14 protein-coding genes and 1 riboswitch are annotated in these 15,998 nt (G+C 36.0%); of the genes, 10 read left to right on the top strand and 4 right to left on the bottom strand.

Annotated elements, in window-relative coordinates:
• The first annotated feature begins 55 nt into the window (after positions 1-55).
• The 7 genes from VK90_RS23385 (at position 56) to VK90_RS23355 (ending at position 10,205) form a co-directional block, all read left to right on the top strand.
• On the top strand, positions 56-745 hold the full coding sequence (locus VK90_RS23385; protein WP_002174612.1) for a heptaprenylglyceryl phosphate synthase: 690 nt from the start codon (positions 56-58) through the stop codon (positions 743-745).
• A gap of 12 nt (positions 746-757) precedes the next feature.
• Positions 758-3,001, top strand: coding sequence for a DNA helicase PcrA (gene pcrA, locus VK90_RS23380; RefSeq protein WP_053081458.1), 2,244 nt, complete (start codon positions 758-760; stop codon positions 2,999-3,001).
• Between the two features lie 15 nt (positions 3,002-3,016).
• Positions 3,017-5,026, top strand: a complete 2,010-nt coding sequence (gene ligA / locus VK90_RS23375; RefSeq protein ID WP_048375586.1) for an NAD-dependent DNA ligase LigA — start codon at positions 3,017-3,019, stop codon at positions 5,024-5,026.
• Positions 5,027-5,042: 16 nt separating this feature from the next.
• Positions 5,043-6,239, top strand: a complete 1,197-nt coding sequence (locus tag VK90_RS23370) for a CamS family sex pheromone protein (protein ID WP_048375583.1) — start codon at positions 5,043-5,045, stop codon at positions 6,237-6,239.
• 93 nt (positions 6,240-6,332) lie between these two features.
• Positions 6,333-7,103, top strand: a complete 771-nt coding sequence (locus VK90_RS23365; RefSeq protein WP_002174616.1) for a TSUP family transporter — start codon at positions 6,333-6,335, stop codon at positions 7,101-7,103.
• 153 nt (positions 7,104-7,256) lie between these two features.
• Positions 7,257-8,804 carry an L-glutamate gamma-semialdehyde dehydrogenase gene (pruA, locus tag VK90_RS23360; RefSeq protein ID WP_002174617.1) on the top strand — a complete coding sequence of 516 codons (1,548 nt, stop codon included), beginning with the start codon at positions 7,257-7,259 and terminating at the stop codon, positions 8,802-8,804.
• Positions 8,805-9,311: 507 nt separating this feature from the next.
• Positions 9,312-10,205, top strand: a complete 894-nt coding sequence (locus VK90_RS23355) for a DUF4097 family beta strand repeat-containing protein (RefSeq protein WP_048375580.1) — start codon at positions 9,312-9,314, stop codon at positions 10,203-10,205.
• A 67-nt stretch (positions 10,206-10,272) separates the two neighbouring features.
• Here VK90_RS23355 and VK90_RS23350 read toward each other — a convergent pair whose 3' ends face one another.
• Positions 10,273-10,818, bottom strand: a complete 546-nt coding sequence (locus VK90_RS23350) for a cysteine hydrolase family protein (protein ID WP_048375578.1) — start codon at positions 10,816-10,818, stop codon at positions 10,273-10,275.
• Positions 10,819-11,059: 241 nt separating this feature from the next.
• A riboswitch (SAM riboswitch) is annotated at positions 11,060-11,166 on the top strand.
• Positions 11,167-11,295: 129 nt separating this feature from the next.
• Between VK90_RS23350 and VK90_RS23340 the strand changes: the two genes are divergently transcribed.
• From VK90_RS23340 to VK90_RS23330, 3 genes are read left to right on the top strand one after another with little or no spacing between them, the layout of a single operon-like run.
• Positions 11,296-12,315: a methionine ABC transporter ATP-binding protein gene (locus VK90_RS23340; protein ID WP_048375576.1), complete on the top strand. Its 1,020-nt coding sequence runs from the start codon at positions 11,296-11,298 to the stop codon at positions 12,313-12,315.
• Positions 12,305-12,970 carry a methionine ABC transporter permease gene (locus VK90_RS23335; protein WP_002174622.1) on the top strand — a complete coding sequence of 222 codons (666 nt, stop codon included), beginning with the start codon at positions 12,305-12,307 and terminating at the stop codon, positions 12,968-12,970. Before VK90_RS23340 ends, VK90_RS23335 begins: the two co-directional genes overlap by 11 nt.
• A gap of 20 nt (positions 12,971-12,990) precedes the next feature.
• Positions 12,991-13,845, top strand: coding sequence for a MetQ/NlpA family ABC transporter substrate-binding protein (locus tag VK90_RS23330; protein ID WP_048375573.1), 855 nt, complete (start codon positions 12,991-12,993; stop codon positions 13,843-13,845).
• A gap of 168 nt (positions 13,846-14,013) precedes the next feature.
• Here the strand turns inward: VK90_RS23330 and VK90_RS29260 are convergent, their stop codons facing one another.
• From VK90_RS29260 to VK90_RS23320, 3 genes are all read right to left on the bottom strand, one after another.
• Entirely contained in the window at positions 14,014-14,499 is a 486-nt protein-coding gene (locus VK90_RS29260; protein ID WP_082148037.1) for an HXXEE domain-containing protein, read from the bottom strand.
• Between the two features lie 64 nt (positions 14,500-14,563).
• Positions 14,564-14,755: a DUF3926 domain-containing protein gene (locus VK90_RS23325; protein WP_048375572.1), complete on the bottom strand. Its 192-nt coding sequence runs from the start codon at positions 14,753-14,755 to the stop codon at positions 14,564-14,566.
• Complete coding sequence (locus VK90_RS23320; RefSeq protein WP_082148036.1) at positions 14,748-15,929, bottom strand: ArsA family ATPase; 1,182 nt, start codon at positions 15,927-15,929, stop codon at positions 14,748-14,750. The genes VK90_RS23325 and VK90_RS23320 overlap by 8 nt, the downstream gene beginning before the upstream one ends.
• Positions 15,930-15,998: the final 69 nt, after the last annotated feature.

The following is a 15,998-nucleotide window of genomic DNA, read 5'->3' as shown; positions in this document are numbered from 1 at the left end:
AACTGCTCTTTTGAGTAGGAATATAGATATGATTAGAAAAAGGAAGGGTGTTTTCATGTACGATATTTCCAAATGGAAACATGTATTTAAGCTTGATCCAAATAAAGAGTTAAGCGATGAACATTTAGAAATGATTTGTGAATCAGGGACAGACGCGGTAATTGTCGGCGGAAGTGATGGAGTTACAATTGATAATGTATTACACATGCTAGTTAGCATTCGTAGATATGCAGTTCCTTGTGTGTTAGAGGTTTCTGATGTGGAAGCAATCACACCAGGTTTTGATTTTTATTACATCCCAAGTGTTTTAAATAGCCGAAAAGTAGAATGGGTAACGGGTGTTCATCATGAGGCATTGAAAGAATTTGGGGATATTATGGATTGGGACGAAATTTTCATGGAAGGGTATTGTGTTTTAAATCCCGAAGCGAAAGTAGCCCAACTTACAGATGCAAAATGTGATTTAACAGAAGATGATGTTATTGCATACGCGCGTTTAGCAGACAAGCTATTACGTTTACCGATATTCTATTTAGAATATAGCGGTACGTATGGAGATATTGAACTTGTTAAAAATGTAAAAGCAGAATTGAAACAAGCTAAGTTATATTATGGCGGTGGTATTTCTAATGCAGAACAAGCAAAAGAAATGGCACAGTATGCTGATACAGTAGTTGTTGGAAATGTTATTTATGATGATATAAAAGCTGCGTTAAAAACAGTGAAAGCAGTAAAAGGAGAGTAGGTGCAGGCATATATGAGTATGACAGATAGGTTATTAAATGGTTTAAACCCACAGCAACAGAAAGCAGTACAAACAACGAATGGACCACTACTATTAATGGCAGGCGCAGGTAGTGGTAAAACACGTGTGTTAACACATCGTATTGCGTATTTACTTGGTGAAAAAGGTGTGGCACCATGGAATGTATTAGCGATTACCTTTACAAATAAGGCTGCCCGTGAAATGCGCGAGCGTATTGATACACTTGTTGGACCAGAAGCAGAAGACATTTGGATTTCCACATTCCACTCAATGTGTGTGCGTATTTTGCGACGAGATATTGACCGCATTGGGATTAATCGTAACTTTACAATTTTAGATGCAGGTGATCAGCTAACTGTTGTGAAGAAAATTATGAAAGAGCGCAATATTGATCCGAAGAAGTTTGAGCCACGCTCTATATTAGCCGGTATTAGTAATGCGAAAAATGAACTGTTATCTGCAGATAAATATGCAAAAAAAATTACAATCGCTGATCCATATGAAAAATTAACGAGCGATGTATATACAGAATATCAAAAACGTCTTCTGAAAAATAACTCATTAGACTTTGATGATTTAATTATGACAACAATTCAGTTATTTGAGCGTGTTCCAGAAGTACTAGAGTTTTATCAGCGTAAGTTCCAATATATTCACGTTGATGAGTATCAAGATACGAACAAAGCGCAGTACCTTCTTGTTAAACATTTAGCAGCACGTTTTAAAAATTTATGCGTTGTAGGTGATTCTGACCAGTCTATTTACCGCTGGCGTGGTGCAGACATTTCTAACATTTTGTTATTCGAAAAAGACTATGAGAATGCGCAAGTTATCCTGTTAGAACAAAACTATCGTTCGTCACAAAATATTTTAAATGCAGCTAATGCTGTTATTGAAAAAAATTCAAACCGTAAACCGAAGAAATTATGGACAGACAATCAAGTTGGAAGCAAAATCTCGTATTATCGTGCTGCAACCGAAAAGGACGAAGCGTATTTTGTTGCGAAAAAAATTCGTGATGATATTCAAATGGGGAACCGAAAATATACTGATTTTGCGGTATTATATCGTACGAATGCACAGTCTCGTATGGTCGAGGAGATTTTCCTGAAATCTAATATCCCTTACAAAATTGTCGGCGGTACTAAGTTCTACGACCGTAAAGAGATTAAAGACATTTTGGCGTATTTGCGTCTAATTGGGAATCCAGATGATGAGATTAGTTTTGCACGTATTATTAACATGCCAAAGCGCGGGATTGGTGCTACTTCTATCGATAAAATTATTAATTATGGCGTACAAAATGGAATTTCATTAACTGCTGTATTCGATGAGATTGAGCATGTTGGAGTAAGTGCAAAAATAACAAAGGCAGTAAAAGAATTCGCAAGTTTATTACACAACTGGGTAAATATGCAAGAGTATTTATCTGTTACAGAATTAGTAGAAGAAGTTATTGAAAAAACAGGTTATCGCGATATGTTGAAAAATGAGCGTTCTTTAGAAGCAGAAGGCCGTTTAGAAAACTTAGACGAGTTTTTATCTGTTACGCAAACATTTGAATCTCAAAGCGAAGATAAGAGCCTTGTTGCATTCTTAACAGACTTAGCTCTTGTTGCAGATATTGATCGTGTAGATGAAGATCCAACTGCTGGTGAAGAAGTTATTTTAATGACGATGCACTCAGCGAAAGGATTAGAATTCCCAGTTGTCTTTATTGTTGGTTTAGAGGAAGGGATATTCCCACATACTCGTTCTCTTATGGAAGAAGATGAAATGCAAGAAGAACGTCGTCTTGCCTATGTAGGTATTACCCGTGCAGAAGAAGAGTTATACTTATCCAATGCTCAAATGCGTACTTTATTTGGTAGAATAAGTATGAATGCAGCATCTCGATTTATTACAGAAATTCCGACAGAGTTAGTGGAATCATTAAATGAAACAGCGCCGAAGCGTGAAACTTCGTTTGGTGCAAAAGGAAGAACGACAGGCGCAACGGCAAGTGCAACGACAACACGTTCTCGCTCAGCTTTCGTACGTCCGGCTGTTAAGACAACAGGTGGCGAGCAAATTGGTTGGGCAGTAGGTGACAAAGCTTCCCACCAGAAATGGGGAGTCGGTACAGTTGTAAGTGTAAAAGGTGAGGGAGATGCAAAAGAATTAGATATTGCGTTCCCAAGTCCAATTGGTATTAAACGTTTATTAGCGAAATTTGCACCTGTGACGAAACAATAGGAAAGGAATGAGGATATGTCAAAAGAGATAACAAAAAAGCGTATAGAAGAACTGCGTGATTTGTTAAATACATTTAACTATCAATATCACGTATTAGACAATCCTTCGGTTTCTGATGCGGAATATGACCGCAATATGCAGGAGCTTATAAAATTAGAAGCAGAGAACCCTGAATTTGTAACGGAAGACTCCCCCTCTATTCGAGTTGGGGGAGCTGTACTTGATATATTTGAAAAGGTAACGCATAAATCACCGATGTTAAGCTTAGGAAACGCGTTTAATGCAGGAGATTTGCGTGATTTTGACCGAAGAGTACGTCAAGGAATTGATGATGCGAATGTAAGATATATATGCGAATTAAAAATTGACGGACTTGCTGTTTCACTTCATTATGAAAAAGGACGCTTTATTCAAGGTGCAACACGCGGTGATGGTATAACTGGTGAAGATATTACCCAAAACTTAAAAACGATTAAAGCAATTCCACTTCGATTAAATGAAGAAGTAACGCTAGAAGCGCGAGGCGAGGCTTATATGCCGAAGCGTTCATTCGTTAAATTAAATGAAGAAAAAGAGCAAAATGGTGAAGATGTATTTGCAAATCCGCGTAATGCGGCAGCAGGATCGATACGTCAACTTGATCCGAAAATTGCAGCGAAGCGTAACTTATCTATGTTTGTATATGGTCTTGCTAATGTAGAAGAAAAAATAATTCCTTCTCATAGTGAATCACTTAATTTCTTAGGTGAGCTTGGGTTTAAGACGAATCCAAATCGTCGTACATGTGAAACAATTGAAGAAGTAATAGCCTATGTAGAAGAGTGGCAAGAAAAACGCCCGCATCTTGATTATGAGATTGACGGAATCGTTATAAAAGTAGACGATGTTGCTATTCAAGAAAGCTTAGGAACTACAGCAAAAAGTCCAAGATGGGCAATTGCTTATAAATTCCCAGCTGAAGAAGTTGTTACGAGATTAACAGGGATTGAATTAAGCGTTGGCCGCACAGGGGTTGTAACACCAACTGCAGAGTTAGAGCCAGTGCGAGTGGCTGGAACTATTGTCCGTCGTGCTTCTTTACATAACGAAGATTTAATTCGTGAAAAAGACATTCGAATTGGTGACTACGTTGTTGTGAAAAAGGCCGGAGATATTATTCCTGAAGTTGTGAACGTTATTTTTGATAAGCGTACTGGTGAGGAAGAAGAATACCGCATGCCAACGCATTGTCCAGCGTGTGAGAGTGAACTGGTCCGTTTAGAAGAAGAAGTAGCACTTCGTTGTATAAATCCGACTTGTCCAGCTCAAATTCGTGAAGGATTAATCCATTTCGTTTCAAGAAACGCAATGAACATTGACGGACTTGGAGAACGTGTAATTACACAACTCTTTGATGCAGATTATATTCGCACGTTTGCCGATTTATATTCATTGACGAAAGAGCAATTACTACAGTTGGAGCGTTTCGGTGAAAAGTCAGCAACAAATTTAGTACAAGCAATTGAGAATTCTAAGGGAAATTCATTAGAGCGATTATTATTTGGTCTTGGTATTCGCCACGTCGGAGCGAAAGCAGCACGCACATTTGCTGAACATTTCGAAACGATGGATGAGCTTGTGAAAGCAACAGAAGAAGAACTAAAAGCAATTAATGAGATTGGTGAAAAAATGGCTCAATCCGTAGTAACGTATTTCGATAATGAAGACGTATTAGAGCTATTACAACAATTTAAAGAGTATGGTGTGAACATGGCATACAAAGGTATAAAAAGTGCTGATTTACAAAATGTTGAGTCGTACTTCGCAGGAAAAACTGTCGTCTTAACAGGGAAACTAGAAGTTATGGGACGCAGTGAAGCGAAGAAGAAGATTGAGGCATTAGGTGGAAAAGTAACAGGAAGTGTTAGTAAAAGTACGGATTTAGTTGTTGCTGGTGAAGCTGCTGGCTCGAAATTAGCGCAAGCAGAGAAGCACAATGTTGAAGTTTGGAATGAAGAGAGGTTCTTACAAGAGCTGAATAAGTAAGAGGTGCAAACTTACGATGAAAAAAATAGCGTTAGTGATATTAAGTCTAGGCCTACTTGTAAGTGGGTGTAGCACGGGTGCCAACAAAGATGAAAAAGTAGTTGAGAAATCGGGGAAAGCGAAAGAGCAAGCGGTTATCCCGAAATACTCCATTTCGGATGAATATTATAAGACGACGGTTCCATTTGATCCAGGTAAGGCACGTGGTTTAGTTGTACAAGGTTTAAATAGTCGTCTAGATATAGATGAGTTTGAAACGGGGCTCATGCGTATTGCGAAAGAATCGTTTAGTACGAAAGATTATTTCTTTAAAGGCGGAAATGTTCTAGATGCTCAAACTATACAAATGCTTGTAAAAAGAAAGCGTACAGATGCTGAACAAAAAGATCTAGAGGACAAGTTAAAAAAAGATGCAGTTAAATTTCCGAATATCGGACTGAATCCAGCCTTAAGTGAAGGCCCAGAGTCACTAGAAGTGAAAAATAAAAAAAATCCAATATATATATCAAATATTTTAGAGCATGATTATTATGAACAAAAAGGTGAGAACGCTGCTGAACCTAGTGGCATTGTAGTTGGATTAGCGATGAATTCTGTCCAGTATTATAATGAAGAGCATGGTTATCCTCGTGAGGCTGAAATCTCAGATAAAAAAATGTTGGCTGAAGGGAAAAGAATGGCACAAGAGATACTGAAAGTAATGCAGCAAAAAGATCCTAAAGTAAAAAATATTCCGGTTACATTTGCAATTTACCGTCAAGGTCCAAAGTCTTCGCTTGTGCCGGGGAATTTTGTTTCTTATGCTAAGGTAGAAAAAGGTAGTGAAACGGTTGAGGATTGGAAACCAATCAATGAGAAATATTACTTGTTCCCGTCTGAACAAGCAAAAACAGATAATAAACGTGAAGACCTTGCAAGAGTAGCAAACTTTAAAGCGAAATTAAGCGAGTATTTCCAAGGTGATTATACAGCTGTTATCGGTACTGGGATGTATAAGGATGATGAATTAAAGGAAATGAAACTTGAAATTCCTATCCAATTTAATGGGAAAGCTGAAGTAATTGGTTTTACACAATATGTAGCAGGACTTGTTACGGAATACTTCCCGAATTATATGAAAGTACAAGTAACGATTAAATCTGTAGAACGCCCAGAAGCTATTATTATACGTGAAGCGAAGCAAGATGAACCGTTTGTGAAAATTTTAGATTAAAGATGGAGCTGTTCCTTTCTGGAACAGCTTTTTTTTTGGAGGAATTTTGTTATAATTTAAAATGTTATAAATAAAGGGGTAAGGGGCAAAGTCATGGAAGAACTAAGTTTTCAAGTCATTATTTTATTAATTGCATTCGGTTTTTTAGCGGCTTTCATTGATTCGGTTGTTGGAGGTGGAGGGTTAATTTCGCTTCCTGCACTTATGTTCGTTGGGTTACCACCAGCTTCGGCAATCGCAACGAATAAATTAGCTGCAACGATGGGGACGTTTACGAGTGCAGTTTATTTTATTCGATCAGGAAAGGTCGATTTTCGGATTGTAGGAAAGTTAATCCCGTTAACTATTATTGGAGCGGTCGCAGGTGCTTTAGTAGTAAAGTTTATTCCGCCTGATATTTTGCGTCCATTAGTGCTTGTAATGTTGGTTTTTATTGCTATTTATATTATTGCAAAAAAAGATTGGGGAAGTGTATCTACCTATAAAAAGATGACAAGAGGAAAAACATTAATGTTTTTCTTTGTGATTTTAATTATAGGATTCTATGATGGTTTTTTTGGTCCAGGAACAGGATCCTTTTTAATTTTTGCATTTTTATTAATTGGTTTGGATTTTATTCAAGCGGCAGCATCTGGAAAACTTTTGAACTTCGTTAGTAATATCGTATCTTTAATTACTTTTTTATTTTTAGATATAATTCATTTTGAATACGGTATAATTATGGGATTATCAATGATTTTAGGTGCTTATTTTGGATCGAAGTTTGCAGTTCGAAAAGGCGTTGGATATGTAAGGACTTTATTTTTATTAGTTACTATTTTATTAATTGGGAAAAATGTTTTGGAATATACTCATATTTTGTAGATTCATACGTATGTATGAATCTCTTTTTTTTATTATATTTTAAAAATTAATTAATTTTTAAAATATAAGTCTAGGAATATTTGAATAAATCTAAATTATCGTGTAGAATAATGTTGTAAAATGTAAACGTTTTTCTAAGGGGAGGCTAAAAAAATGGTAGTAGCATACAAACATGAGCCATTTACAGATTTTTCAGTAGAGGCTAACAAATTAGCGTTTGAAGAAGGTTTAAAGAAAGTAGAATCTTATCTTGGACAAGACTATCCATTAATTATCGGGGGAGAAAAAATCACTACAGAAGACAAAATTGTTTCTGTAAACCCTGCAAATAAAGAGGAACTTGTTGGTCGCGTTTCAAAAGCAAGCCGTGAATTAGCTGAAAAAGCAATGCAAGTAGCGGATGAAACATTCCAAACTTGGAGAAAGTCAAAACCAGAAATGCGTGCAGACATTTTATTCCGTGCTGCAGCAATTGTTCGTCGTAGAAAACATGAGTTCTCTGCTATTCTTGTAAAAGAAGCAGGTAAACCATGGAATGAGGCAGATGCTGATACAGCAGAAGCAATCGACTTTATGGAATATTATGGTCGTCAAATGTTAAAATTAAAAGACGGTATGCCAGTAGAAAGCCGTCCAATTGAATATAATCGTTTCTCTTACATTCCATTAGGAGTAGGTGTTATCATTTCTCCTTGGAATTTCCCATTCGCAATTATGGCAGGTATGACAACAGCTGCTTTAGTTTCTGGTAACACAGTATTACTAAAACCAGCTAGTACAACTCCTGTAGTAGCAGCGAAATTTATGGAAGTATTAGAAGAAGCTGGTTTACCAGCTGGCGTAGTAAACTTCGTTCCAGGTAATGGTTCTGAAGTTGGTGACTACTTAGTAGATCACCCTCGTACACGTTTCGTTAGCTTCACTGGATCTCGTGATGTAGGTATCCGTATTTATGAGCGTGCAGCGAAAGTAAACCCAGGACAAATTTGGTTAAAACGAGTTATCGCTGAAATGGGCGGTAAAGATACAATCGTTGTTGATAAAGAAGCAGATCTTGAATTAGCAGCTAAATCTATTGTTGCATCAGCATTCGGATTCTCAGGACAAAAATGTTCTGCATGTTCTCGTGCAGTAATCCATGAAGATGTATACGATCACGTATTAAATCGTGCTGTTGAATTAACAAAAGAATTAACAGTTGCTAACCCAGCTGTATTAGGTACAAACATGGGTCCTGTTAATGACCAAGCTGCATTCGATAAAGTAATGAGCTATGTTGCAATTGGTAAAGAAGAAGGTAGAATCCTAGCAGGTGGCGAAGGAGACGATTCTAAAGGCTGGTTCATCCAACCAACAATCGTTGCTGACGTTGCAGAAGATGCTCGCTTAATGAAAGAGGAAATCTTCGGACCAGTAGTAGCATTCTGTAAAGCAAAAGACTTTGATCATGCACTTGCAATTGCAAACAATACAGAATACGGTTTAACAGGAGCAGTTGTTTCTAACAACCGTGACCATATTGAAAAAGCACGTGAAGACTTCCACGTTGGTAACTTATACTTCAACCGTGGATGTACTGGTGCAATCGTAGGTTACCAACCATTCGGTGGCTTTAACATGTCTGGTACAGACTCTAAAGCTGGTGGCCCTGATTACTTAGCACTTCACATGCAAGCAAAAACTACTTCTGAAACTTTATAAGAAATAGTAAAAGAGATCTTCACATCCCGTGAAGATCTCTTTTTTGAGAAACTCTCTATAATAGAGGTAACTAGTTAATTTGAAGTAGGAAATAATTACTGCATATTACCATGTATTCTTTTGAACTAGCTAAACCCTATTAATAGCAGGATAAACATGTAAATAGAAACAAAACAAAGAGAAAAATTGACTTATTAGTCATATTTTTTAGTATTTATTTTTAGGATTTCCTGTATAATACAATTTGAAAGAAAATCTATGGTTAGACAAGAGAACACTCCTTTCGGTTTTGCTCACTGAAAGGGGTGTTTTTTATTTTTTAGCACATACACCTTGTAACAAATTATGGAAAATGTTAGTATTTTATTTGGAGTATTCAGAAAAATTAATTAGTACTGATTAATATACAGTACTAAATAATAATAGTTATATGGATAGTACTTGTAGAAATTCAATTTTTAACAACTGTAAGACGATATGAAAATGATAAAAGGGAAGTGTTATCGTATGAAGATGGTAATCTTAGTCGCATTATCATTGCTTGTTATTGGGGTAATTGGAGTTGGGGTGATGACTGTTTTTGGAGGAGGTTTTCATAAAGTTGAAATTCATAAAAAAGAAATGGTGGCCGGTGGGAAAATCGATGAAATTGAAGTGAAAACGTCTGCTGCTGATGTTGAAGTTGTGACAGTCGATTCAAAAGAAATTGAAGTGTTACTAGATGGGAATATGAGCAAAGGATTAGTAGATAAATATAAATTTATGGTAAAGGAAGAAAATAATCGTTTAAATGTAGAGTTTACTAAAGATGGGAATTCAGTTGGTTGGAACGTTGGCACTACTGCAGAGGTAAAATTACAAATTAAAGTGCCAAGTAAATTGTATGAAAATATGAAAATAAAAACGTCATCAGGGGACGTTCTAGCAAAGGATATGGAAATAAAGACAGCAGAAATAAAAACATCATCGGGAGATATATCGTTATTACAGTCTAAAATAAATGAGAAATTAACAGCTAAAACATCTAGTGGAGCAATTGAGACTAATAAAAGTGAAATTGTGGCAGCAAATTTAACTACGAGTAGCGGTGAAATTAAAGCAGATGGCCTACACTCTGATGAAGTGGCATTTACGACGTCATCAGGTAATATTGAATATAATGATAAAAGTTTGCAAGGTGAGATAGAATGTAACACCTCAAGTGGTGATGTTCATATGAAATTTGATACACTTCCTGAATCTTTGAAGATTAATTTTGAGGGAGGTTCTGGTAAACCTCATTTGAATGTACCTGGTCTATTGTATGAAGAGAAAACAAAGCATAAATTAATTGGAGTAAAAGGTTCAGGAGAACATAAAGTGCAAGTAAAAACAAGTTCGGGAGATTTTAAGTTACAATAGTTTGAGAATAAAAATAAAAATCATGTCTTTCTCTTTAATTGATGAGGAAGACATGATTTTTTGAATTTTAGTTAGCTAAAAACTCTTCTGTACTCATTACATTTGCATACACTCCATTTAAACTCGCCAAAATTGTATTGTGAATATAAACAGCCGGTATAGTAGCGTTCTTAAATGAAAGATCCTTTGTAGCGCAAGCATCATGTATAACGGTACAATGAAAGCCAAAATCAAAAGCAGCCCTTACTGTAGCATCAATACACATATGGGTCATCATTCCGCAAATTACGACATGTTCGATTTCTGAACGTTGTAATCGTTCTAGAAGATCAGTTTCTCGGAAGCTATTTGGATAATGTTTGAGTATAACGGTTTCTTCTCTAAGTGGACGGACATTTTCGTGAATTTGGACACCTTCTGTATTTGGCAGGAAAAAAGTAGCATGATCTTTTATAGCTACATGTTGTATATGAAAAATAGGTTCATTTCTTATTCTAAAATGTTGTAGTAGTTGAATAGCATATTCACTTGCTTCTACTGGATTACGTAATTCCATCTTTCCACTTGGAAAATAATCATTTTGAATATCGACGAGCAAAAGAGCTGTTTTCATATATTTATCTTCCTCCGATTTCATATTCAAATTATGTTATTCAATGAATAGAGAGGATTTCCCTTTCTAAAAGTATGAGTGATAAGAATTTTACATAACTATAAAAATCGTTATTGTATTATGATTTCTGATTCGAAAATTTAAATAGAGAAATAATTAATATTTTTCTAAAAAATGTATTGACTCTCATTATTCTGAGTTCTATAATGAGAATTAATTAAATGACAACTAAATCGATGCACTCTTATCCAGAGAGGTGGAGGGACTGGCCCTACGATACCTCAGCAACGGGTTTTTTTAATACCGTGCTAATTCCAGCAAGCCTAAAACAGGCTTGGAAGATGAGAAGATGTGAACGAGTACATATTATATTAGTGCTCTCCTTCTTATCTTTTATTACTGATAAGAAGGAGAGCACTTTTTATTTTACCTCGAAAGCTCTACTTCAAGTTTTTAAAGCATATAGGAGGGAAGAAAATGATTTCTTTTAACAATGTAAGTAAAGTATATGAATCAGGCGGACAATCAGTTCATGCCGTGGAGGATGTAACGTTGTCAGTTGAAAAGGGTGAAATTTTTGGCATTATCGGATTTAGTGGTGCTGGAAAGAGTACGTTATTACGTCTAGTAAATATGTTAGAAAGACCAACTGCAGGAACGATTTCAATAGATGATAAAGATATTACATCATTATCGACGAAAGAGTTACGGAAACTAAGACAAAGGATTGGAATGATTTTTCAAAGCTTTAATCTATTTAATTCAAGAACAGTATTTGGGAACATTGCTTATCCATTAAAGTTAGCAAAATTGCCAAAAAATGAGATAAAAGAAAGAGTGAATGAGCTACTAAAATTTGTTGGTTTAGAAGATAAAGCAAACTATTATCCAGAACAGCTATCAGGCGGCCAAAAGCAACGCGTTGGGATTGCAAGGGCGCTTGCCACATCACCGGATATTCTCATATGTGATGAGGCAACATCAGCTTTAGATCCGGAAACAACGACAGAAATTTTAAATTTATTAAAGAAAGTAAATCGAGAATACAATTTAACGATTCTACTTATTACACATGAAATGCACGTTGTGAAAGAAATTTGTCACCGCGTAGCCGTTATGGAAAAAGGAAAAGTAATTGAAGAAGGAAAACTGTTTGACGTTTTCACACAACCAAAAACAAAAACGACTCAAAATTTTGTACGCTCTGTTATTAATGATCACTTACCAGAAAGTGTTCTAGCGAAAATTCAAAATGGAGGTCAGATTTATCGCCTGACTTTTACTGGGGAAGAGACAGGGCAGCCTGTACTATCGTATATTGCGAAAAACTATAATGTCGATGTAAATGTTCTTTACGGAAATATTATTGAACTCCAAAATGTTTTATTTGGAAATCTTCTTGTAGAACTACAAGGTGAACAAAGAGAGATTCAAAAAGCATTACAACATCTGAGACTGCAAGTGCAGCTGAAGGAGGTAGAAGCTCATGCGAGTTGATTGGAGTATATTTTGGCCTCGCATTTTAGATGCGACGGGGGATACCCTCCTAATGGTAATTGTTACCCTTATATTTGCTACAATTCTAGGTATACCTCTAGGTTTACTATTATATGTGACACGGAAAGGGAATTTTTTAGAAAATAAGTGGGTCTTTTCTATTCTTAATATCATTATTAATACAATTCGTCCGATTCCGTTCATTATCTTTTTAGTAGCCTTAAGTCCAATAACAAGAAGTGTTATTGGAACTACAATCGGAACGGCAGCAGCAATCTTTCCAATGACGTTAGTTGCTTCAATTGGTATTGCTAGAATGGTTGAAACAAACCTTGTCTCTGTTCCGAAAGGAGTAATTGAGGCTGCGCAAGCAATGGGTGCTTCACCACTTAGAATTGTTTTTGAAATTCTCGTGCCAGAAGCGTTAGCGCCATTGATCTTGGGAGTTACGTTTATGACAGTTGGTTTAATTGAATTTTCTGCAGTCGCAGGACTTGTCGGTGGTGGAGGCCTTGGCGACTTAGCAATGACATATGGCTATCAACGCTTTGATACATCAGTTATGTTCGTAACGGTCGTTTTACTTATTATTCTTGTACAGTTAGCTCAAAATTTAGGAAACTACTTTGCGAAAGTCTTTTTACGCAGATCATAAAAGGAAGAGGGGAAAATAAAATGAAGAAAATTTTAGCATTTGCATTATCAGCAATCGTAGGAATTTCAGCATTAAGCGGCTGCTCAGGTGGAGACACAGGTGCAGGAGCGAAAGAGAAAGTAGTTCGCGTCGGTGTAACTGGAACAGATGGAGACGCTTGGGAAATCTTAAAGAAAAAAGCTGAAAAAGAAGGGATTAAAATTAAACTGGTTGAGTTCTCTGATTACACAACGCCAAATAAGGCGTTAGCTGATGGGGATATTGAACTAAACTCATTTCAGCATATTGCTTTCTTAGAACAATTTAAAAAGGAGCATAAGTTAGACATTACAGCTGTTGGTACAACACAAATTGCACCGATGGGTTTATACTCTGAGAAATATAAGAAAGTAAATGAAATCCCAGATGGTTCAGAAATTGCTATTCCAAATGATCCAACGAACCAAGCACGCGCATTAAAACTTCTTGATGCAGCTGGATTATTAAAGCTTAAGAAAGATTTCGGTCTATTTGGAGATCCAAGTGGTATCGCTGAAAATCCGAAGAAGTTAAAAATTACACCGGTTATCGCACAGCAAACACCTCGTGTATTAAAAGACGTAGCAGCTTCAGTTATTAATAACGGTGTTGCTGGTCAAGCTGGATTAGATCCAGCGAAGGATCCTATTTTCCTAGAAGATCCAAAGAATGAAAATGCGAAACCATATATTAATATTTTCGCAGCTCGTACGAAAGACAAAGATGATCCAACACTGAAAAAAGTAATCGAATTGTACCATTCAAAAGAAGTAACAGATGCAATTAAGAAAGAAACAAATGATGGTTCAATTTCAGTAGATCTTTCACTTGATGAGCTTGCAAAAATCGTAAAATAATTATTGAGTTTAACGGGCTAACAGAAGGAACCCCTCCGCTGTTAGTTCGCTTAACATATAATCTACTTAACAAACAAAACCCTAATTCTGTACCTTCCAATTTTGTATAACGTAGAATCCAATGTTCGTTAAGTAGAGTGATAGACCAGGAATTTTCTTGGTCTTTTTTTATTGTTGAAAGCAGCTAGCGAATAGTAAGGTAATCCAAATTATAATTGGGTAAGAAAGTAAACTGAAAATGAGTGTAATTGCTAAATTCCTTTTATGGATTAATAGTTTCTTTGATGAAAATAAGAAAAGAGAAAATAGGATAATGATGGATGCTGATATTACTCCTGGGTTATAAGAACGATAAATAACAAATAAAATAACATGTTGAACGGCGTTAAAGAAGATACAGCCCTGTATAAAAATAATCCAGTACATAGAAGATATGATGCCTAATTGATATAGAATGACTATGAGTAAGACCAATGTTGTTAATATGGAAATTGCAATGAAAAATTGTTTGTTAGTTATAAAGTGGATCGAAAATTGATTAGCAAGGTATTGTGGCATTTGAAAAGCCTCTTCAAGGTTATGAATGAAAAATAAAAAGGGGATTAGCCAGATTGTATTAGTGGCGAAATATCTTGTTGAAGATGTTTTTATCAACTTACATCAGCTCCAATAAAGGTATAGAAAGCCTATAAAAAGCAGGCCTTCTATACGGATAGGGTTATTCAATGATGATACTTTTTAAATTACCTTCAGGATGTGGTTGTTCTTCCGTATAAGAAGAGAGCTCCTCCTGTAAAATGTTTAGTGCTTGCTTAGCTGATTGCTGAATCGGATTTGGTAGCTCTTCTAATATACGCATACCAACTTTTAGTTTTGTACGAATTATTCTCCGTAAAAGTTCATCATGCATGTACTACACCTCCAAACCGAATGTTTAGTACATCATCTTCAAACTTAGCTCCTTGAATAGAAAGGTGCGTTAATGTTTTTGGTAATGTGATATTTCGCTTCACAGAACCGGCTCGAATAATAAGTTCATCACCTTTTTGATTTAATGAAAGTTCACTTTTGTTTGAGAAGGGAATGGACAGAACGAAAATATATTCATCACCATCTTTTTTTACATATTGCGTGCGACCGTTGAATTTCACTTCAGTAGGACAAGGATCAGTTTTAAATAAAGCATCTCCGACACGTTCTAACATAGACAGCCCAACAACTTCTTGCTCAAACATCGGAGCTTCATAAATAGGAAGTGGTTGAAAGCTATTTTGAATTAATGTTTTATATTTCTTTTGTGTATCTTTCCATGCCTGAAAATAAGGATCGGTGACAGTGTTGGGGATGACGCGGTTAATCATAATGGCATCTACGTTATAATCGTATAAATTTAAATACGTAAAACTGCGCTGAGCTTCTTTAATAACCATTTTTTCAGGATTTACAACAACGCGAATACTTGTTACTTCTCGGTTTGATAAAATATCTCTCATTTCTCCAAGTTGTTCAAGCGTATTCGTTAATTCGTCCATAATATCATCTGTTGGGAGAGGGACGCCAAGGAGTGGTTGTGCTACAGGACGAACAACTTTTAAAACCTTTCTTTTAATAGGAAATAGTTTTTCCATCCACCAGCCGAGCATATCTGGAAAACTAAGCATTGCTAAAGTTTCTCCTGTTGGTGCGCAATCAATAATGATGACGTCATATGTGTTTTGTTTATAGTAATCGAGTACTCGAAGTAAGCTAATTAAATCTTCCATACCAGGAAACATTGTTAATTCTTCTGTTGTAATATCGTCAGCTGCTTTGGAAGTGAAGAGTAGTGTAATGTATTTCTGTAATTTGCCCCAACCTCTTTCCATTTCATAAATAGTATTAATTTCTTGTGCCCATAAATTTTCTCGAATTTCTAATGGTTCAGAAGATAGTTTTATACCAAGTGAATCTCCTAAACTATGAGCAGGATCTGTGCTCATTACTAATGTTCTTAACCCTTTTTTTGCACTTTGAAGTGCTGTTGCTGCTGAAATGCTAGTTTTTCCTACGCCGCCTTTACCTGTATACAAAATAATTCTCATCATTATATCCCCTTTGTTTCGAATGTCGAATATTACGAGTTTCGAAGTAAATGATTGAATAAAAACCCGGCT

This window comes from Bacillus sp. LK2 (genome assembly GCF_001043575.1).
GTDB classification, from domain to species: Bacteria; Bacillota; Bacilli; order Bacillales; family Bacillaceae_G; genus Bacillus_A; species Bacillus_A paramycoides.
The sequence above is the reverse complement of the archived record's forward strand: the minus strand, read 5'-3'. Positions and strand labels throughout refer to the sequence as shown.